Consider the following 18,607-nt stretch of genomic DNA (forward strand, 5'->3'; position numbering starts at 1 on the left):
CGCTTGGCTGCCTTTGCCCTGGTGCAGAACCGCCGAGCGTGGGCTCGGCTCTACAGGGGCGCTACCACCCGCTTACTGGGTTTCGAGCTGCCTGCGCAGCGCGGCCAGCTGCGCGCGCAAGGTGTCGTTCTCACGGGTCAGGGCGACCACGCGGCGGCGCAGCGCCGGGGCGTCCTCGCCCAGCTGCTCCAGTGCGGACAGCACCTCGGCGTCGCGGCTGGCGACCTCATCCTCGCTCGGCTCCTCGAAATCCATCTCGGCCGCTTCAGGCTTGGGTGCGCGCGGCTTGCGCTTGGATTCGCGCGCGCGCTTGGCCGCCTGCTTCAGTTCGTCCTTGCCACCGGCGGCGGCAGCGCGCTGTTCTTCTTCCGGCAGGTCGGCCACGGCCGCAGCCGCGCTGATCGAGATCACGCCGGCCTTCACCGCTTCCACCACCTCGGCCGCAGCCTGGGCGTGGATGCGCTCGATCATGCCGACCTGGCTGGTGCTCAGTTTGGCTTCGCGGGCCAGTTCGGCGCGGCTGACCTTCGGTGCCGGTTCCCACGGCGGGCTGTCTTCGCCTGCGTCGTCGGCCGGTTCGGCCGTACCGTCGCTCTCGCGCTGCAGCTGCGCCTGTTCCACCTGCTTGCGGGCGGACAGGATGTCGCGCTTGCGCAGGGCCAGCACGCCGCGCTGGAAGTCGGACACGCTGCGGCGGCCGAGGTGCTGCTCGATCATCCACAGGTGCACGTCTTCCATGCTCTGGAAGCGGGTGTTCTGCACGGTGTTGAACGGCAGGCCGTGCTTCTGGCAGATGCCGAAGCGGTTGTGGCCATCGACCAGCACATCGCCCCACAGCACCAGCGCATCGCGGCAGCCCTCGGCCAGGATGCTGCGCTCCAGCGCGTCATGTTCGTCCGCGGTCAGCGGATCGATGTAGGCCTTCAGTTCTTCTTTGACGACGATGTCCATGGGCACGGCAACAGTCAGGAGCGGAACCGACCATTGTACCCGCTCGCCGCCGCCGGCCCGGCCTCAGGCGGTGGCGTGGATCATCTCGCCGAGAATGCCGGTGATCTGGTCGATCTGCGCCTTGTCCACGATCAGCGGCGGCGACAGGGCGATGATGTCGCCGGTGCAGCGCACCAGCAGGCGGCCATCGTGGAAGCAGCGCCGGTAGACCTCATGACCACGGGCGCCGACGGCATCGCGGCGTGGCGCCAGCTCGACCGCGCCCACCAGGCCGAAGTTGCGGATGTCCACCACGTTCGGCAGGCCCTGCAGGGCATGCAGGCGCTCCTGCCAGTATTCGCCCAGTTCGATGGCGCGCTCGAACAGGCGCTCCTCGGCGTGGATGTCCAGGGTGGCCAGGGCGGCCGCGCAGGCCAGCGGGTGGCCCGAATAGGTATAGCCATGGAACAGCTCGATGGCCTGCGCCGGGCCCTGCATGAAGCTGGCGTGCTCCGCATCGCCCACCAGCACGCCGCCCAGCGGCACCGCGCCGTTGCTGACGCCCTTGGCGAAGGTCAGCAGGTCCGGGGTGACCCCGAAGCGCTGTGCGGCGAAGGGCATGCCGACCCGGCCGAAGCCGGTGATGACCTCGTCGAACACCAGCAGGATGCCGTGCTGGTCGCAGATCTCGCGCAGCCGCTGCAGGTAGCCGGGGGCGGGCAGGATCACCCCGGCCGAGCCGGCCACGGGCTCGACGAACACGGCTGCGATCGTCGAGGCATCGTGCAGGGCGATCAGCCGCTCCAGATCGTCGGCCAGCTCGGCACCGTGGCGCGGCAGACCCTTGCTGAACGCGTTGCGCTCCAGGTCCAGGGTGTGGCGCAGGTAATCCACACCGCCCAGCTGCAGGCCGAACTGCCTGCGGTTGTTGGGCAGGCCGCCCAGTGCCATGCCGCCGAAGCCGACCCCGTGGTAGGCCTTCTCGCGGCTGATGAAGCGGGTGCGCTGGCCCTCGCCACGCAGGCGATGGTGGGCCAGCACGATCTTCATCGCGGTATCCACCGCCTCCGAGCCGGAGCTGGTGAAGAACACATGGTTAAGCCCCGCCGGTGCCAGCGCGGCCAGCCGCTGGGCCAGGGCAAACGCGGGCGGCGAGCCCATCTGGAAGGCCGGCGAGTAATCCAGCGTGGCCGCCTGTTCGGCGATGGCCTGGACGATGCGCGGGCGCGCGTGGCCGGCATTGCAGCACCACAGGCCAGCGGCGCCATCGAGGATGCTGCGCCCGTCGATGTCCTCGTAGTGCATGCCCTCGGCGCGGACCAGCATGCGCGGTGCGCCCTTGAACTGGCGGTTGGCGGTGAACGGCATCCAGTACGCCTCAAGCGACTCGGGGCGCTGGGTCGCCAGGGTGTGCGGGTCGATCGCGGGGTGTTTCATGCCGCCTCCGTCGGGTCCGATGCAGCGACTGTAGCGCAGTCATGTCATCGCGGCGGCAGCGCCGTGGGAGGACGGCCGCATCACGGTCATGGGGCTATAAACAGGCCAACTGCTGCATGGAGCCGGACATGGCTGACTTCCCTGATCGCACCCACTGGCAGGCACTGGCCGGCCAGCTGGCCATCCCCGCACAGGCCTTCATCGATGGCCGCTACGTGGACGCGGCCAGCGGTGCGCGTTTCGACTGCATCAGCCCGATCGATGGCCGTGTGCTGGGCCAGGTGGCCGACTGCGATGCGCAGGACGTGGAGCGCGCGGTGGCGGGGGCGCGGCGTGCATTCGACGCCGGTCACTGGTCGCAGGCCAGCCCGGGCCACCGCAAACGCGTGCTGCAGGCACTGGCTGCGCTGGTGGAAAAACATGCCGACGAACTGGCCCTGCTGGACACCCTGGACATGGGCAAGCCGGTGCGTGACGCGCGCCGCATCGACCTGCCCGGCGTGGTCCGCTGCCTGGACTGGACAGCCGAAGCGGTGGACAAGCTGTATGGCGGGATCGCGCCGACCGGCCCGCACGAACTGGGCCTGGTCAGTCGCGAGGCGGCCGGTGTGGTGGCTGCCATCGTGCCGTGGAACTTCCCGCTGCTGATGGCCTGCTGGAAGATCGCCCCGGCGCTGGTGATGGGCAATTCAGTGGTGCTCAAGCCCTCCGAACGCTCACCGCTGAGTGCACTGCGGCTGGCCGCGCTCGCGGCCGAAGCCGGACTGCCCGATGGCGTACTGAACGTATTGCCCGGGCAGGGCATGTTCGTGGGCGAACCTCTGGCGCTGCACATGGATGTGGATGTAGTGGCCTTTACCGGCTCCACGGCAACCGGCGCGAAACTGCTGCAGTACGCCGGTCGCTCCAACCTCAAGCGGGTCTGGCTGGAATGCGGTGGCAAAAGCCCGCATCTGGTGTTTGCCGATGCGCCGGATCTGGATGCGGCGGCCAAGGGCGTGGCGCAGGGCATCTTCTTCAACCAGGGCGAGGTGTGCACGGCGGGCTCGCGGCTGCTGGTGGAACGGTCGATCCGTGACGATTTCGTGCACCAGGTGGTGGCGTATGGGCGGCGCATGCAGCCACGCCATCCGCTGGAGGCCGATGCACCGATGGGTGCGCTGGTGGATGCCGCGCACGTGGACAAGGTGTTGGCTGACATTGCGCAGGCGCAGGGCGACGGTGCGCGCCTGTTGCTGGGCGGACAGCGGGCAGACGTGGAGGCCGGTGGCTGTTACGTGCAGCCCACTGTCTTCGACCAGGTGCGTCCGGATCAGGCGTTGGCCCGTGAGGAGGTGTTCGGGCCGGTGCTGGCCGTGCTGGGGTTTGATGGCGAAGCCGAGGCGGTGCGGCTGGCCAATGACAGCCGGTATGGCCTGGCGGCCGGGCTGTGGACCCGCGACCTGGGCCGCGCGCACCGCGTGTCGCGACAGCTGCGCGCAGGCAGTGTGTGGGTCAATGGCTGGGACGGCGGGGACATGACCGCACCGTTTGGCGGCTACAAGCAGTCGGGCAATGGTCGTGACAAATCGCTGCATGCGTTCGACAAGTACAGCGAGATCAAGGCGACCTGGATCCAGTTGTAGCGTCGAGCTTGCTCGACTGCTCGTCGTTTTTCTGTAGAGCCGAGCCATGCTCGGCTGCTCTTCGCTTCTCAGTAGAGCCGAGCCATGCTCGGCTGCTCTTCGCTTTTCAGTAGAGCCGAGCCATGCTCGGCTGCTCTTCGCGCAAGGCAGTCGAGCATGGCTCGACTCTACAGGGAGCGAAGTCGAGCAAGCTCGACCTCTACCAGCAGCAAAGCGAAGGCGGTCGAGCGCGCGCGACGCTACGGGCAGCGCTCGCTCACCACCAGCACGGCATCACGCAGCGCTTGCCGGTCCATCTCCTCCACCGCACCCTGGAAGTAGTCCATATCCTGCCTGCCGAGCGCGCAGGGATCGACGATGTAACCCGGCGGCCATGTCCCCAGCAGCTGCGCCACGCCCTGCACGATCTGTTCGGGCGTCATCGTCCTGCGGATCCGGAAGTAGTTCCGCCGCGGTGCGAACGCGGCATGCTGCTCGCGGCGTCCGATCAGCCGTGGCGCGACTCCCGCCGCTGTAATGCCATCTCCACCGTCGATGCTGCCGGTCGGCAGGCCCAGCAGGAGGGGGGCCGGTGTCGGCGTGCCGTCGCTTGCCACATCTGCCGGCGGCAGCGGTACAGGCGCGAGCCGCGGCGAGGGGCGGGCAGGTGTCCGTGCCGCCGATATCGCAGCAGGCACGTCTCGGGGCGAGGGCGGCTGCAGCACCGGCGCCAGCCAGCGCAGGCTGATGCGTTCTTCGGCCTCCAGCGCCGCACCAAGGCGGCCGCTCTGCCACAGCCACGCGCCCAGCAGGGCATGCAGCAGCACCACGACCAGCCAGGCCACCGTGCGCGGCAGCCGTGGTGAATCGGACCAGCGCAACGCAACCCCAGAGGCCATCGGCGAAGCTTCCATGCAGGGACCGGTGGCGCAGCCTAACCAGTGTCCAGAAAAATTCCGTTGGCATCGGTGTCGGCTGAAACCATCGTCCCGTCAGGCTGCCCGCGCGTGGCAGAATCGGTCGATCCACCTTCCACGCCTTGCCGATGTCCTCGATCACTGCAGCCGCGCCGCCCGTGAACTCCCCCAGCCGTGTCCTGCTGGCCAGCCTGATCGGTACCACCATCGAGTTCTTCGATTTCTACATCTACGCCACCGCCGCGGTGCTGGTGTTCCCGCACCTGTTCTTCCCGGAAAGCAGCGACCAGGCGGCCCTGCTGCAATCGCTGGCGACCTTCGCGGTGGCGTTCATCGCGCGCCCGGTCGGCTCGGCGGTGTTTGGCCATTTCGGCGACCGCATCGGCCGCAAGGCCACGCTGGTGGCGGCGCTGTTGACCATGGGGCTGTCGACGGTGGCCATCGGCCTGCTGCCCACCCACGCGCAGATCGGCCTGTGGGCGCCGGCACTGCTGGCGCTGTGCCGCTTCGGCCAGGGCCTGGGGCTGGGCGGTGAATGGGGCGGGGCGGTGCTGCTGGCCACTGAGAACGCGCCGCCGGGCAAGCGCGCCTGGTACGGCATGTTCCCGCAGCTGGGCGCACCGCTGGGTTTCCTGCTGTCGGCTGGCATTTTCCTGCTGCTGGGACGCTGCCTGGGCCAGCAGGATTTCCTGCAGTGGGGCTGGCGCATTCCCTTCGTGGCCAGCGCGCTGCTGGTCGGCCTGGGCCTGTGGGTGCGCCTGAACATCCACGAGACCCCGGATTTCCAGCAGGCGCTGCAGCGCAAGGCGCCCGTGCGGCTGCCGATGTGGACCGTGCTGCGCGACCACTGGTTGCCGATGCTGCTGGGCACGCTGGGCGCGTTCGCCACCTTCGTGCTGTTCTACCTGATGACGGTGTTCAGCCTCGGCCACGGCACGTCCGTGCTGGGCTACAGCCGCGAGCAGTTCCTGCTGATGCAGATGGGCGCGATGCTGTTCTTCGCGGCGGGCATTCCGCTGTCGGCGCGATATGGCGACCGCTGGGGCACGCGCCGCACGATGGTGTTCGCCAGCCTGCTGATCCTCGGCTTCGGCGTGCTGTTCGCACCGCTGTTCCAGCCGAACAGCCCGTGGCTGGTGTTGACCTTCCTGTGCCTGGGCCTGTTCCTGATGGGCTTGACCTACGGCCCGTGCGGTACCTTCCTGGCCGAGATCTATCCGGTGGAAGTGCGTTACACCGGCGCATCGCTGTCGTTCAACCTGGCAGGTATTCTCGGCGCGGCACCGGCCCCCTACCTGGCCACCTGGCTGGCCGAGCGTTTCGGCCTGGTCGCGGTCGGTTACTACCTGTGCCTGACCGCGGTGGCCACGCTGTGTGCACTGCTGGCCCTGCAGCGACGCGCGCAGGTCAGCCAAAGAAGCGCTTGAGCGTGCGGCCCAGCCAGCTGCCGCTCTGATGCTCGCGGGCGAACTGGTTGAGGTGTGCCTTGACCTGTTCGGCGTAGGCCTGGTCATCGCCGCGGATGTGGTTGAACAGCCACCGTGACAGCATCGTGCGCAGCTCGTCGGTGATGTCTTCGCCGGCCTGGAAGCGCAGGCGGTACTCGGCCACGCGCTTGATGAAGATCTCATGCACGCGCTTGTGCGCGGCGCAGAACGGGTAGCCGGCTTCCTCCATCAGTTCTTCCTCGAACGCGAAGTGCGACATGGTGTAGTCCACCACTTCGTCGATCACTTCGGCCACCACCGCCGTCTGCAGCCCGGCCTGGGCCACGTGCAGGTGGTTGAGCATGTCCACGATGCGTCGATGCTGCTGGTCGATCACATCGATGCCGATGTTCAGATCGTCCTGCCAGACCAGTAGTGCCATCCCCGGCTCCCCTTCGTTCTTGTGTCGGGGCCGACTGTAGGGCCGCCGCGCTCAGGCGGCGTTGATCTGGATCAAAGCGCGGCGACCATCGCTGCTTCGCGCGGGCGCAACGGGCTGGCCACGGTAGTACAGCTGACCCGGTTGCGGCCGGCCGCCTTGGCCAGGTAGAGCTGGCGGTCGGCCTCGGAAATCAGCCGGTGCAGCGCATCGCGCTGCGGGCGCAGGCAGCACAGGCCGATGCTGACGGTCATGCGCAGGGTAGCCGTGCCGATATCCACTTCCAGCGCGGCGATACGCTGGCGCAGTTCCTCGAAGTAGACGATGGCTTCGTCCTGCTCCATGTCCGGCACCAGCAGGCAGAACTCTTCGCCGCCGAAGCGTGCGATCAGGTCCTGGTTGCGCGCATGGTCGCCCACCGCGCGCGCCACCGCGCGCAGCGCATCGTCGCCGGCTTCATGGCCATGGGTGTCGTTGATGTGCTTGAAGTGGTCGATGTCGATCATCGCCACCGCCACGCACTGGCCATGCAGCTGCAGCTGCGGCAGCTGGCGCTGGCTCTGTTCAAGGAAGAAGCGGCGGTTGGGCAGGCCGGTGAGGAAATCGCGGGTGGCGAGATCCTGCAGCGTGCCGATCAGTTCCAGCTGGTCCACGTTCTGCGAGACGCGGCAGAAGAACTCCTCGCGCGAAAAGGGCTTGCGCAGGAAGTCGTTGGCACCGTTCTTCAGGAAGCGCGGGATCAGCGAGGCATCGGTGTTGCCGGAAATGCCGATCACCGCCACTTTGTCGCGCGAACGCAGGGTGCGCAGGCGGCGGGTGAATTCAACGCCCTGCATGCCCGGCATTTCCTGGTCGACCACCGCAAGGCGGATGGCCGGGTGGGCTTCGATGGCAGCCAGGCCCTCGGCGCCATCGGCGGCCTCGAACACTTCATGGCCGTACATGCGCAGCAGCGCGGCAGCATAGCCACGGGCCGAGGGCGAATCGTCCACCACCAGCGCGGCGATACGGCGGTTGCGTTCCAGCCGCTGCACCAGCCACACCAGGTAATCGATGCTGCCGGGCGTGTTCTTCAGCACGTAGTCGATGATCTGCTGCTGCAGCACGCGCTTGCGCAGATCCTCGTCATACACGCTGCTGACCACCACGGTGGGCAGGTCACGCTTGAGGAAGAACTCGACCACCGCATCGCGGTCGCCGTCGGCCAGCACCAGCCCGGTCAGCACAAGGAACCAGCCCCCTTCGTCGCTGAGCAGGCGGCCGGCCTCGGCCAGGGTGGAGGCCACCACCACCGGCAGTTCCAGGCGCTGTTCAATGGCTTCGCGCAGCATGCCGGTGAACGCACGTGAGTTTTCCACCAGCAGGATCCGCTGCGGAAGGGAATCGGCCAGGTCGCCATCGACAACGACCTGTGGCAGGACGGGCATGCGGAGGCTCACGTGAGGGAGGGGCGCTCGGGAGTGGTAGCGGCGGTTTCGGGGGAAACTTTAGCCGGAGAATGTGATCTGTCGGCAGCAGGGGCTGATCTATAGTAGTGAGCGGGTGTCTGTCGCATGCACGAGATGCGGGCCCTCCTTCGGCACCCTGGGGGGAATCAATTTACATGTTCCGGACAGCAATCCTGCTGTCCCAGATGAGGAGGTGGATGTGCGGATCTCAAACGCTCGTGTGCTCGTTCTGGCGCTGCTGGCAGTCCTTCCGGCGGTAGCGTCCGCCCAGTCGGATGACCATGGCATCCGGTTGGCGAAGCGTGGTCTTGGCCAGGCCAATCCCGTTGCGGTCAATCTGAGCCAGGACCCGAGCTGGTTGCTCTACGGTTTCCAGCGCGACGGCATCAGCTATTTCCAGGTGAATGATCAGGCGGGCCGAGTGGAATTGATCATCGGCAATGCCGGGGATGAGTTCTGGGTTCTTCCCGCCGGTGAAAGCCTGGCGCAGGTGTCCCTGCCGGGTCGCGAGCTGCCCTTGCCGGGCGGCGCGGTGCGAACGGTGGTGTACCGCGGCAGCGCGTTCACCCTCGTTCGCTACGGCACCGGTGTGGACGCACTGTGGTCGGTGGAGGCACCGTAAGCCACGAGCCGGCAGGCTGCTTCGGCACCTGCTGGCTTTCGATCTGCGGCTAAGCGCGGGTCCGGCTCCACGCGGAAGGCGATGCTGCCTGCGGCTCGGCGCGGCCGTGGCCGGAGGTGGAGAGCCTTTCGCTGCTTGGCTCGACCAGCAGCATCCTGATGCGATTGTGACGCGTTCGGACCGTTCCGGCGAATGCCAGCATGCGTCCGGCCAGCCGGTCTGCAGCCAGTTCGCCCGTGTCGGAGGAAAGGGCGCGGTGCGGGTCCAGCAACGCGACCGTCATGACGATGCCGCGCTGCCCACGGCCACGGACGCAGCGCGTACGGACCACAATCTGCCCCGTCTCGTGCTTGAGCATCAGTGAAACGGCGTCGATCAGCGTGCGGTAGGCCAGTAGCTGCAGGTCGAGGCTAAGCTTGCAGGGATCGCCGCTCAAGCGCGGGTCCACCACCCGATGCGTGCCGTTCCATGCAGCCCGCACGCCACCAGCCTGCAGGGCGACATAGAGGCCGAGCTGCTCGAGCGCCGTTGGATAGACCATGCTTGCCTGCTCGCGGAACAGGCGCGAATGTACGGTGGCGGTGTGCAGCAGGCTGTTGGCAATGGACTGATGACCTTGCGACGTCAGCCAGTTCACGACTTCCGTCAGTGAAAGATCGATGCCGTCGCCGAGCTTGCGCAGGCTGATCGCACGTTCACGCAGTTCCATCTCACTGGCGACGTGGGAACTGCGGGCGAGGGAGATCGCCTTCTGCTCGCTGGATTCACGCTGGCGATAGCGGCGGTGATACTGGGAAATGCGTGCGCCCAGCAGCAGCAACGCAATGCCGGTAATTGCCATGACCTGCTGGGTGGCAAGGACCGTCGCGTCAAACGTGGCAGGGTAGGGCTTGGGCATGCTCAGGCCGATCATCAGGTTGAGCAGGGGCACGCCGACGGCTGCACCTTTCCAACCGTGCAGGCAGGTCAGGACGACAGCCGGCAGGCCAAGCAGCAGTTGTACGGACGTGCGCGCTGCCGCTGAGTCATCCGGCATCCACGCTGCCATGATTCCCAGCACGATCATCGATACAAGCGCCAGCGTAGTGATGCCCCGATGCCCAGGCTTCAACGTCGGATCGGCGTGCCTTGCCGCCCAGACCAGCGCCAGCGGTGCGACGGTGAGGATTCCCAGGAAGTCACCCGTCGTGAAGCGTCCTGCGCGGGTGAGGAATGCGGTCAGTGAGTCGCTGGGAGGCGATGGCCACAGCGCATGGGAAAGCCCGAGGTTGGTCAATGTGACCACGACCGATGCGGCGGCGGCGATGGCCAGCAGCCCGGCGTTGGTCGATCGCGACATCAGCTGTCCTGAGCGATGGACGATCAGCATTACTGCAGGCATCAACAGCGTAGAGGCCAGGATGACCCAGGCAATGCCGTATTTCTCGATCAGCGGATAGCGGATCTGGGCGAAGTAGGCGTACTCGCCCAGCAGAAGATAGGGCCACAGTCGCGGTGGACACAGGAGCAGAGCGGCCACCCGGATGCCCGCGGGCAAGTAGAACTGGTCAAACGAGAGCTGTCGCGCGCCCCAGCATGCAATCGCGTACAGCGCAGCCAAGGCAAGACCTGCCGGATGGATGCGCAACTTCAACTGCAGGCCTTCATTCCACCAGTTCAATCGTACTTCCCCTTCCTGTCTACGTACCCGGTCAGCTTCCATTCGCCGCGGGCGCCGGTTGGACCGACGGTATAAGCAGGCGTCCGAATATGCAATCGCCGCAAGCCGGATTTCCGCAAGTGAGAAAGTCATCACACCCGTGTTGTGATTTACCGAAACCACACGTCCGCGGGAACGAGGCAGCCCATTGATAATGGATATCTCTTCATTGGTGCGTGTGCCGGGATAATCCCCGTCAGCGGTACTACCACAGCGCATCCCGCAGTTTGTACCACGACATCGCCGCCACCAGCAGCGGCATGCGCAGCAGCCGTCCCCCCGGGAAGGGCGCGTGCTGCAGGCGCTGGAACACATCCAGGCGCGCGCTCTGGCCGTCGATGGCGGCCGCGATGACCTCGCCCGCCAGCCCCGCAGCGGCCACGCCGTGCCCGGAAAAGCCCTGCGCGAAATACAGGTTCCCATCCAGCCGGCCCCAATGCGGGGCGCGGTTGCGGGTAATGTCCACATAGCCGCCCCAGACCTGCTCCACCGCCACATCGGCCAGCTGCGGGAACACCTGGTGCATGCGCCGCTGCATGACCCCGCGCAGTCCCGGCGGTGGCAGCGCGGAATAGCTGGCCCGGCCGCCGAACAGCAGCCGGTGGTCATGGCTCAGGCGGAAGTAGTCCAGCGCCCACGCGGTGTCGGCCACCGCCATGTCGTTGCGGATCAGCTGCCGTGCACGCTCGGCGCCCAGCGGGGCGCTGGCGCCGATATAGGTGCCGACCGGCATGATGCGGCGCTCCAGGTCCGGCAGCAGCCCCTGCAGCCAGGCGTTGCCGGCCACCACCAGCTGCGCGGCACGCACGCTGCCCCGCGCCGTGTGCAATACCGCCTGCGCACCGCGCTGCACGCGGGTGACCGGCGAATGCTCGTGGATGACCACGCCGGCCGCACGGGCGGCATCGGCCAATCCCCACGCATACGCCAGCGGATGCAGGTGCGCGCTGAGCGGATCGAACATCGCAGCACGGTAGCGCGGGCTGTCCAGCTGCGTGTGCAGCGCATCGCGATCCCACCACTGCATCGGGTAGTCGTAGTGGCGCTGCAGGTGTTCGCAGTTGGCGTGCAGGTCACGTTCGTGGCGCGCGCGGATCGCCACGCTGGCATGGCCTTCCACCCAGTGGCAGTCAATGCCGTGCCGCACGATGCGCTGCTGCATCGACCGCACCGCCTCGCGCGACCAGTCGAACAGGTGACGGGCATCATCGCGCCCCAGCTGCCGCTCCAGTTCATCCACCTCGCAGCCGTAGCCCACCAGCGCCTGGCCGCCATTGCGCCCCGATGCCCCCCAGCCGATGCGCTGCGCTTCCAGCACCACCACGCGGTAGCCGCGCCGGGCAAGCTCAAGCGCGGCGGTCAGGCCGGTATAGCCCGCGCCGAGCACCGCCACGTCGGCCTGCACATGGCCCTGCAACGGGGGCAGCGCAGCCGGCTCGGGCAGGCTGCTGGCGTACCAGCTGGGCGGGAAATCCGCGCTCACGGCCGTCTTCCCGGGGGCAGGGCGGCGAGGCAGGGCGGGGGCGGGCGATCGCTGTTCACCGGCATAGTCTGGACGATGCGCGAACGCGGGTGTGTGACGGTGACGGCTTGCCGCCTGCGCGCACCGACGGTTACCTTGATTCCCACGCCAAGGAGCTTTCCCATGCGTCGCCTGCCCTGGGTGGGCCTGCCCACCGACAGCACCGTGCTTGGCCATCATCGTTTCGTGGTGGCTGGCGAGAAGTACGTGCGTGCGCTGGTCGATGCGGCCGAGGTCACCCCGCTGGTGCTGCCCAGCCTGCAGCCGGCCCTGCCGGCCGGGGAGTGGCTGCAGGGCCTGGATGGACTGCTGTTGACCGGAGCAGTCAGCAACATCGCGCCGCAGCACTATGAAGGGGGCCGCAGCTGGCCGGGCAACCTTCATGATCCGGCGCGCGATGCCACGGCCTTCGCCCTGCTGCAGGCGGCGTTGGCGCTGGACCTGCCGGTGCTGGCCATCTGCCGCGGTTTCCAGGAATTGAACGTGGCCCTGGGCGGCAGCCTGCACCCGCAGGTGCAGGCGGTGCCGGGGCTGGCCGATCATCGCGAGGATCCGCAGGCGCCGGTCGAGGTGCAGTATGGCCCCACGCATGCGGTCACCCTGGCCGGCGATGGCTGGCTGGCACAGTGGCACGGCAGCGACCAGGCCCAGGTCAATTCCGTGCATGGCCAGGGCATCGCCCGGCTGGCAGATGGCCTGCAGGTGGAGGCATGGGCCGGGGATGGCCTGGTCGAAGCCGCGCGCAGCCGCGACCACGGTTTCGTGCTGGGCGTACAGTGGCACCCGGAGTGGCGTGTCATGCAGGCGCCGTTCTATCACGCTATTTTCCGTGCTTTCGGCCAAGCTTGCCGGCAGTACCGACAGAACCGAGTGGATTCCCGATGAGTTCCCGACCTCGCCCGCGCAAGACGGCCACGCCCCCCGCACCGCAGGAAAGCAGCCTGCTGCGCTGGCTGAAGGAGCGGCGCATCACCGAGGTCGAGTGCCTGGTGCCGGACATCACCGGCAATGCGCGCGGCAAGATCATTCCGGCCGACAAGTTCTCGCATGACTACGGCACGCGCCTGCCCGAAGGCATCTTCGCCACCACGGTCACCGGCGAATTCCCGGACGACTACTACGACCTGACCTCGCCGTCGGACTCGGACATGATGCTGCGGCCCGACCCGGACACCGTGCGCATGGTGCCGTGGGCGGCCGACGCCACCGCGCAGGTCATCCATGACTGCTACACCAAGACCGGCGAGCCGCATGAGCTGGCCCCGCGCAACGTGCTGCGCCGCGTGCTGGCCGCCTATGCCGAACTGGGCCTGCGGCCGGTGGTCGCACCGGAGCTGGAATTCTTCCTGGTGCAGAAGAACACTGACCCCGACTTCCCGCTGCTTCCGCCGGCTGGCCGTTCCGGGCGCCCGGAAACGGCACGGCAGTCGTACTCGATCGATGCGGTCAACGAATTCGATCCCATCCTCGACCTGATGTACGACTACGCCGATGCGATGAAGCTGGATGTGGACACGCTGATCCACGAATCCGGTGCAGCGCAGCTGGAGGTCAACTTCACCCATGCCGATGCGATGGACCTGGCCGACCAGGTGTTCCTGTTCAAGCGCACCATGCGCGAGGCGGCGATGCGCCACGGCGTGTACGCCACCTTCCTGGCCAAGCCGATGGAGAATGAACCGGGCAGCGCCATGCACATCCACCAGAGCCTGGTGCGGGTGAGCGACGGCAGCAACGTGTTCACCGGCGAGACCCACGGCGAGGGTGAGTTCAGCCCGGTGTTCGGGCATTACCTGGGCGGCCTGCAGAAGTACGTGCCGCAGGCGATGGCCTTCTTCGCGCCGAACGTCAATTCGTACCGGCGCCTGGTGTTTGGCGAGGTATCCCCCAGCAACACGCACTGGGGCTATGACAACCGCACCTGCGGCCTGCGCGTGCCGCTGGACACGCCGGAGAACATGCGGGTGGAAAGCCGCTTCGCCGGATCCGATGCCAACCCCTACCTGGCGATGGCCGCGACCCTGGCCTGCGGCCTGCTCGGCATCCGCGAGCGGCTGGCCCCGGACGCCCCGGTGACCGGCAGCGCCAAGGAGCTGGGCTACAACCTGCCGCGCTCGCTGGGCGAGGCGCTGGACGGGCTGGAACAGTGCGCCGAACTGCAGGCCCTGCTGGGCGAACGCTTCTGCCGGGCCTACATCTCGGTCAAGCGCAAGGAATACGAGACTTTCTTCCGCGTCATCAGCTCCTGGGAGCGCGAATTCCTGCTGTTGAACGTGTGAAGGCCCACAATTGATGAATGAGCCGCCGGGGGGTAGGCTGGCACCCGTCGCCGGCCCCGCCGGCCTCCCCCCATTCCGCATTCTGGAGCACCCGATGAAGCTGCGTATCCTCACGCTCGGCCTGGCCTCCGCCTTGCTCGCCGCCTGCGGCGGTGGCAACGGTGGCGCACAGGACAGCCAGGTCCTGAACGTCTACAACTACAGCGATTACATCGCCGAAGACACCATCCCGAACTTCGAGAAGGAGAGCGGGATCAAGGTGACCTACGATGTGTTCGACAGCGATGAGATGGTCGAGACCAAGCTGCTGGCCGGCAACAGCGGCTATGACGTGGTGGTGCCAACGCTGAATTTCTTCGGCCGCCAGATCCAGGCCGGCGTGTTCCTGCCGCTGGACAAGAGCAAGATCCCGAACCTGGCCAACCTGGACCCGTCGGTGATGAAGCGCATCGCCACCCAGGACCCGGACAACAAGTACGGCGTGCCGTACATGATCGGCACCACCGGCATCGGCTACAACGTGGACATGCTGAAGGAGCGTTTCGGCGGCAGCGCTGACATCGCCAACAGCTGGGACCTGGTGTTCAAGCCGGAAAACATCAGCAAGATGAAGGACTGCGGCGTGACCATCCTGGACACGCCGGCCGACATGATCCCGATCGCCCTGCATTACCTGGGCCTGGACCCGCACAGCGGCGACCCGGCCGAACTGCAGAAGGCCGCCGACCTGCTGAAGTCGATCCGCCCGTACGTGCAGAATTTCCACTCTTCGCAGTACGTCAGTTCGCTGGCCAACGGTGGTACCTGCCTGGTGGTGGGCTGGTCGGGTGACATCATCCAGGCCCGCGACCGCGCCGAGGAAGCCAGCAACGGCGTGCACGTGGCCTACTCGATCCCGAAGGAAGGCGCACCGCAGTGGTTCGACATGCTGGCGATCCCGAAGGACGCCAAGCACCCGGAAGCGGCCTACACCTTCATCAACTACCTGCTGGAACCGAAGGTTGCAGCGGCCAACACCAACTTCATCCACTACGCCAACCCGGTCACTGCGGCCACCCCGCTGGTGGACGAAGCCATCCGTACCGACCCGACCATCTACCCGCCGGCCGACGTCGCCGAGAAGATGTTCACCTACTCGATCAACACCCCGGAAACCGACAAGCTCTACACCCGCCTGTGGACCGAAGTGAAGACCGGCAAGTAAGTGAGGGCCGACCAGCGGTCGGCCTCCACCAAGCAGAAGAACGGAGGCCAACGGCCTCCGTTTTTTTTTTTGCTTCTGCTCTGCCGTTGATCTCCTGTCCGCCGGCGGGATGCGTGAGGGCAGGGTGCAGAGCCGGGGGCTTGGCCAGGACCGTAGGCGCCAAGGATGGCGCCTACGAGCCCCATGGACGGGTTCACCGCGTGTCCTGGCCAAGCCCCCGGCTCTGCACCCTGGCAACCGGGAACCAATCACCGGCACGCGACAAACGCTTTCACCTCACCTCCTCACCCCTTCCCCTACCGTTCCGTATGGCACCGACCACCGCCGCGACGAGACGATGACCGACCAACCCCAGCGCACCGACGCCCCTGCCGGCGAAGACACCTCAACCACTGAGGACAAGCCCTCGCCGCTGAAGAACCCCAAGGTCCGCTGGACCCTGGCCATCATCGGCGCCGTCGTGGTCATCGCCCTGGTCGCCTGGCTCATCTACCACCTGCTGGTCGGCCGCTACCTGCAGGACACCAACAACGCCTACCTGCAGGCCGACGCCGTCGCCGTCGCCCCGCGCATCAACGGCTACGTCACCGAAGTGCTGGTGCAGGACAACCAGTGGGTCAAGGCCGGCGAACCGCTGCTGCGCATCGACCCGCGCACCTACCGCGCCACCCTGGACCAGGCCGAGGCGGTCATCGCCGTGCGCCAAGCCGACATCGCCGCCGCCGCTGCCGGCGTGCAGGGCCAGCAGTCCAGCCTGCTGCAGGCGCGCACCCAGCTCACCGCCGCCACCGCCTCGCTGCGCTTCGGCAAAGCCGAGCTGGCCCGGTTCACTCCGCTGGCCGCCAGCGGCGCCGACACCCACGAGCATGTGGAAAGCCTGCGCCACGATGTCGAACGTGCACAGGCCCAGTACGATGCAGCCAAGGCGCAGATCCAGGGCGCGCAGAGCCAGATCGACGCCAGCCAGGCGCAGCTGGAACAGGCCAACGCCGGCCTGAAGCAGGCCCAGGCCGATGCCGCGCAGGCGCGGGTCGCCTTCGAAGACACCGAGCTGCGCGCGCGCATCGATGGCCGCGTCGGCAACAAGACCGTGCAGGTCGGCCAGTTCGTTGCAGCCGGTACCCGCACCATGACCATCGTGCCGGTCGAATCGCTGTACCTGAGCGCCAACTTCAAGGAAACCCAGGTCGGCCTGATGCGCGCCGGGCAACCGGCCGAGATCAAGGTCGATGCGCTGCCGGGCACCACCCTGCGCGGAACGGTAGAGAGCATTTCGCCGGGCACCGGCTCGCAGTTCGCCCTGCTGCCGCCACAGAACGCCACGGGCAATTTCACCAAGGTCGTGCAGCGTGTGCCGGTGCGCATCCGCGTGGATGCAGGTGCCGAGGCGCGCAAGGTGCTGGTGCCGGGCATGTCGGTGGAAGTGACGGTGGATACGCGCAATGCCAGGGACGCGCGCGAGCGCACGAAAGACGAGGCCGAGGCCACGGCCGCGCCGGCGCGATGAACGCCACCACCGCCCCCACAGCACCCGCCGCCGAAGGCAAGGCCGATGCCGGTGCCTGGCTGGCGGTGGCGGCCGGCACCATCGGCTCGTTCATGGCCACGCTGGACATCTCCATCGTCAACGCGGCGCTGCCCACCATCCAGGGCGAGGTCGGCGCCAGCGGCACCGAGGGCACCTGGATCTCCACCGCCTTCCTGGTCTCGGAAATCGTGATGATTCCGCTGACCGGCTGGTTCGTGCGCACGCTGGGCCTGCGCACCTTCCTGCTGATCTGCGCCACGCTGTTCACCGCCTTCTCGGTGATGTGCGGCCTGGCGGATTCATTGCCGATGATGATCGCCGGCCGGGTAGGGCAGGGCTTTGCCGGCGGTGCGCTGATTCCCACCGCGCTGACCATCGTCGGCACGCGCCTGCCGCCGAAGCAGCAGCCGCTGGGCACTGCGCTGTTCGGCATGACCGTCATCCTCGGGCCGGTGATCGGCCCGCTGCTGGGTGGCTGGCTGACCGAGAACGTCAGCTGGCACTACGCGTTTTTCATCAACGTGCCGATCTGCGCCGGCCTGGTCGCCCTGCTGCTGCTCGGCCTGCCGCATGAGAAATCGAACTGGGGCGGGCTGCTGCGCGCCGACTGGCTGGGCATCCTCGGCATGACCGCCGGGCTGTCCGCGCTCACCGTGGTGCTGGAAGACGGCCAGCGCGAGCGCTGGTTCGAATCGACGATGATCGTGGTGCTCAGCATCGTCTCGCTGCTGGGCTTTGCCCTGCTCGCGCTTTCGCAGTTCACCAGCAAGGCACCGGTCATCCGCCTCAACATCCTGTTCCAGCGCAGTTTCGGCGCGGTGTTCGTGATGGTGATGGCGGTGGGCATGATCCTGTTCGGGGTCATGTACATGATCCCGCAGTTCCTGGCGATCATCGCCGGCTACAACACCGAACAGGCCGGTTACGTGCTGCTGCTGGCCGGCCTGCCGACCATCCTGCTGATGCCGTTGATGCCGAAGATGCTGGAAACGGTGGATGTGCGCATCATGGTGTTCGGCGGCATGCTGTGCTTCGCCGCCGCCTGCTTCGTCAACCTCGGCCTGACCCCGGACAGCATCGGCCCGCACTTCGTCATCGGCCAGCTGCTGCAGGGCTGCGGCCTGGCGCTGGCGATGATGGCGCTGAACCAGGCGGCCATCACCTCGGTGCCGCGCGAATACACCAGCGATGCCTCGGGCCTGTTCAACGCCGCGCGCAACCTGGGCGGCTCGATCGGGCTGGCCATCATCTCCACCTTCCAGGAACGCCGCGCCACCCTGCACATCGATGCGATCGGCAGCAGCGTCACCGCCAATTCGGCCGTGGCGCAGGACGCGCTGCATGCCTATGGCCAGCAGCTGGGCGATGCGACGCAGGCGATGGCGGTGCTGGCGCAGACGGTGCAGATGCAGGCGATGGTGATGGCCTACAACGACCTGTTCTGGATCTTCGGCCTGATCGTGGTGGCGACCCTGCCACTGGTGTTCCTGCTCAAGCCCCTGCCCAAGGGCGTTCCATTGGCGATGCACTGATGACTTCGACGACCTTGCC

15 protein-coding genes are annotated in these 18,607 nt (G+C 67.2%); 8 read left to right on the plus strand and 7 right to left on the minus strand.

What is annotated here, in order from left to right; all coding sequences use genetic code 11:
- Positions 1–72: 72 nt before the first annotated feature.
- Both VER16_RS12200 and VER16_RS12205 read right to left on the minus strand, forming a co-directional pair.
- Complete coding sequence (locus VER16_RS12200; protein WP_324808500.1) at positions 73–951, minus strand: plasmid replication/partition related protein; 879 nt, start codon at positions 949–951, stop codon at positions 73–75.
- A 63-nt stretch (positions 952–1,014) separates the two neighbouring features.
- The gene (locus tag VER16_RS12205; protein WP_324808502.1) at positions 1,015–2,367 is read right to left on the minus strand and encodes an aspartate aminotransferase family protein; all 1,353 of its coding nucleotides are present in this window, start codon (positions 2,365–2,367) and stop codon (positions 1,015–1,017) included.
- Between the two features lie 128 nt (positions 2,368–2,495).
- Here VER16_RS12205 and VER16_RS12210 point away from each other — a divergent pair, with 128 nt between their 5' ends.
- Positions 2,496–3,992, plus strand: a complete 1,497-nt coding sequence (locus tag VER16_RS12210) for an aldehyde dehydrogenase (protein WP_324808503.1) — start codon at positions 2,496–2,498, stop codon at positions 3,990–3,992.
- 239 nt (positions 3,993–4,231) lie between these two features.
- Here VER16_RS12210 and VER16_RS12215 read toward each other — a convergent pair whose 3' ends face one another.
- Positions 4,232–4,885 carry a hypothetical protein gene (locus VER16_RS12215; RefSeq protein ID WP_324808504.1) on the minus strand — a complete coding sequence of 218 codons (654 nt, stop codon included), beginning with the start codon at positions 4,883–4,885 and terminating at the stop codon, positions 4,232–4,234.
- A gap of 131 nt (positions 4,886–5,016) precedes the next feature.
- On the opposite strand from VER16_RS12215, the gene VER16_RS12220 reads away from it, so the two are divergent.
- A complete protein-coding gene (locus VER16_RS12220; protein ID WP_324808506.1) occupies positions 5,017–6,315 on the plus strand; it encodes an MFS transporter in 1,299 nt (432 codons plus the stop codon).
- Here the strand turns inward: VER16_RS12220 and VER16_RS12225 are convergent.
- Both VER16_RS12225 and VER16_RS12230 read right to left on the minus strand, forming a co-directional pair.
- Positions 6,296–6,757: a bacteriohemerythrin gene (locus tag VER16_RS12225; protein WP_324808508.1), complete on the minus strand. Its 462-nt coding sequence runs from the start codon at positions 6,755–6,757 to the stop codon at positions 6,296–6,298. The two genes, VER16_RS12220 and VER16_RS12225, sit on opposite strands and share 20 nt — an antisense overlap.
- A 71-nt stretch (positions 6,758–6,828) precedes the next feature.
- Positions 6,829–8,181 (minus strand): diguanylate cyclase, encoded by a 1,353-nt coding sequence (locus tag VER16_RS12230; protein WP_324808510.1) that lies wholly within the window; start codon positions 8,179–8,181, stop codon positions 6,829–6,831.
- Between the two features lie 214 nt (positions 8,182–8,395).
- On the opposite strand from VER16_RS12230, the gene VER16_RS12235 reads away from it, so the two are divergent.
- Positions 8,396–8,824: a hypothetical protein gene (locus VER16_RS12235; RefSeq protein WP_324808512.1), complete on the plus strand. Its 429-nt coding sequence runs from the start codon at positions 8,396–8,398 to the stop codon at positions 8,822–8,824.
- A 49-nt stretch (positions 8,825–8,873) separates the two neighbouring features.
- Here VER16_RS12235 and VER16_RS12240 read toward each other — a convergent pair whose 3' ends face one another.
- Both VER16_RS12240 and VER16_RS12245 read right to left on the minus strand, forming a co-directional pair.
- Positions 8,874–10,526 (minus strand): MASE1 domain-containing protein, encoded by a 1,653-nt coding sequence (locus VER16_RS12240; protein WP_414716047.1) that lies wholly within the window; start codon positions 10,524–10,526, stop codon positions 8,874–8,876.
- Positions 10,527–10,728: 202 nt separating this feature from the next.
- Complete coding sequence (locus tag VER16_RS12245) at positions 10,729–12,006, minus strand: FAD-binding oxidoreductase (protein WP_324808517.1); 1,278 nt, start codon at positions 12,004–12,006, stop codon at positions 10,729–10,731.
- A gap of 162 nt (positions 12,007–12,168) precedes the next feature.
- On the opposite strand from VER16_RS12245, the gene VER16_RS12250 reads away from it, so the two are divergent.
- The 5 genes from VER16_RS12250 (at position 12,169) to VER16_RS12270 (ending at position 18,588) form a co-directional block, all read left to right on the plus strand.
- Entirely contained in the window at positions 12,169–12,930 is a 762-nt protein-coding gene (locus VER16_RS12250; RefSeq protein WP_324808519.1) for a gamma-glutamyl-gamma-aminobutyrate hydrolase family protein, read from the plus strand.
- On the plus strand, positions 12,927–14,324 hold the full coding sequence (locus VER16_RS12255; protein WP_324808521.1) for a glutamine synthetase family protein: 1,398 nt from the start codon (positions 12,927–12,929) through the stop codon (positions 14,322–14,324). Before VER16_RS12250 ends, VER16_RS12255 begins: the two co-directional genes overlap by 4 nt.
- 94 nt (positions 14,325–14,418) lie before the next feature.
- Positions 14,419–15,528 carry a polyamine ABC transporter substrate-binding protein gene (locus tag VER16_RS12260; protein WP_324808523.1) on the plus strand — a complete coding sequence of 370 codons (1,110 nt, stop codon included), beginning with the start codon at positions 14,419–14,421 and terminating at the stop codon, positions 15,526–15,528.
- Between the two features lie 337 nt (positions 15,529–15,865).
- Complete coding sequence (locus VER16_RS12265; RefSeq protein ID WP_324808525.1) at positions 15,866–17,035, plus strand: HlyD family secretion protein; 1,170 nt, start codon at positions 15,866–15,868, stop codon at positions 17,033–17,035.
- Complete coding sequence (locus VER16_RS12270; protein ID WP_324808526.1) at positions 17,032–18,588, plus strand: DHA2 family efflux MFS transporter permease subunit; 1,557 nt, start codon at positions 17,032–17,034, stop codon at positions 18,586–18,588. The genes VER16_RS12265 and VER16_RS12270 overlap by 4 nt, the downstream gene beginning before the upstream one ends.
- The last annotated feature ends 19 nt before the right edge of the window (positions 18,589–18,607 follow it).

The organism is Stenotrophomonas sp., assembly GCF_035634915.1.
Lineage (GTDB): Bacteria > Pseudomonadota > Gammaproteobacteria > Xanthomonadales > Xanthomonadaceae > Stenotrophomonas.

What these genes read in the sequence shown, in the direction of transcription:
- VER16_RS12200 (WP_324808500.1), bottom strand. Translation starts at nt 951, where the DNA reads ATGGACATCGTCGTCAAAGAAGAACTGAAGGCCTACATCGATCCGCTG.
- VER16_RS12205 (WP_324808502.1), bottom strand. Translation starts at nt 2,367, where the DNA reads ATGAAACACCCCGCGATCGACCCGCACACCCTGGCGACCCAGCGCCCC.
- VER16_RS12210 (WP_324808503.1), top strand. Translation starts at nt 2,496, where the DNA reads ATGGCTGACTTCCCTGATCGCACCCACTGGCAGGCACTGGCCGGCCAG.
- VER16_RS12215 (WP_324808504.1), bottom strand. Translation starts at nt 4,885, where the DNA reads ATGGAAGCTTCGCCGATGGCCTCTGGGGTTGCGTTGCGCTGGTCCGAT.
- VER16_RS12220 (WP_324808506.1), top strand. Translation starts at nt 5,017, where the DNA reads ATGTCCTCGATCACTGCAGCCGCGCCGCCCGTGAACTCCCCCAGCCGT.
- VER16_RS12225 (WP_324808508.1), bottom strand. Translation starts at nt 6,757, where the DNA reads ATGGCACTACTGGTCTGGCAGGACGATCTGAACATCGGCATCGATGTG.
- VER16_RS12230 (WP_324808510.1), bottom strand. Translation starts at nt 8,181, where the DNA reads ATGCCCGTCCTGCCACAGGTCGTTGTCGATGGCGACCTGGCCGATTCC.
- VER16_RS12240 (WP_414716047.1), bottom strand. Translation starts at nt 10,526, where the DNA reads ATGGAAGCTGACCGGGTACGTAGACAGGAAGGGGAAGTACGATTGAAC.
- VER16_RS12250 (WP_324808519.1), top strand. Translation starts at nt 12,169, where the DNA reads ATGCGTCGCCTGCCCTGGGTGGGCCTGCCCACCGACAGCACCGTGCTT.
- VER16_RS12255 (WP_324808521.1), top strand. Translation starts at nt 12,927, where the DNA reads ATGAGTTCCCGACCTCGCCCGCGCAAGACGGCCACGCCCCCCGCACCG.
- VER16_RS12260 (WP_324808523.1), top strand. Translation starts at nt 14,419, where the DNA reads ATGAAGCTGCGTATCCTCACGCTCGGCCTGGCCTCCGCCTTGCTCGCC.
- VER16_RS12265 (WP_324808525.1), top strand. Translation starts at nt 15,866, where the DNA reads ATGACCGACCAACCCCAGCGCACCGACGCCCCTGCCGGCGAAGACACC.
- VER16_RS12270 (WP_324808526.1), top strand. Translation starts at nt 17,032, where the DNA reads ATGAACGCCACCACCGCCCCCACAGCACCCGCCGCCGAAGGCAAGGCC.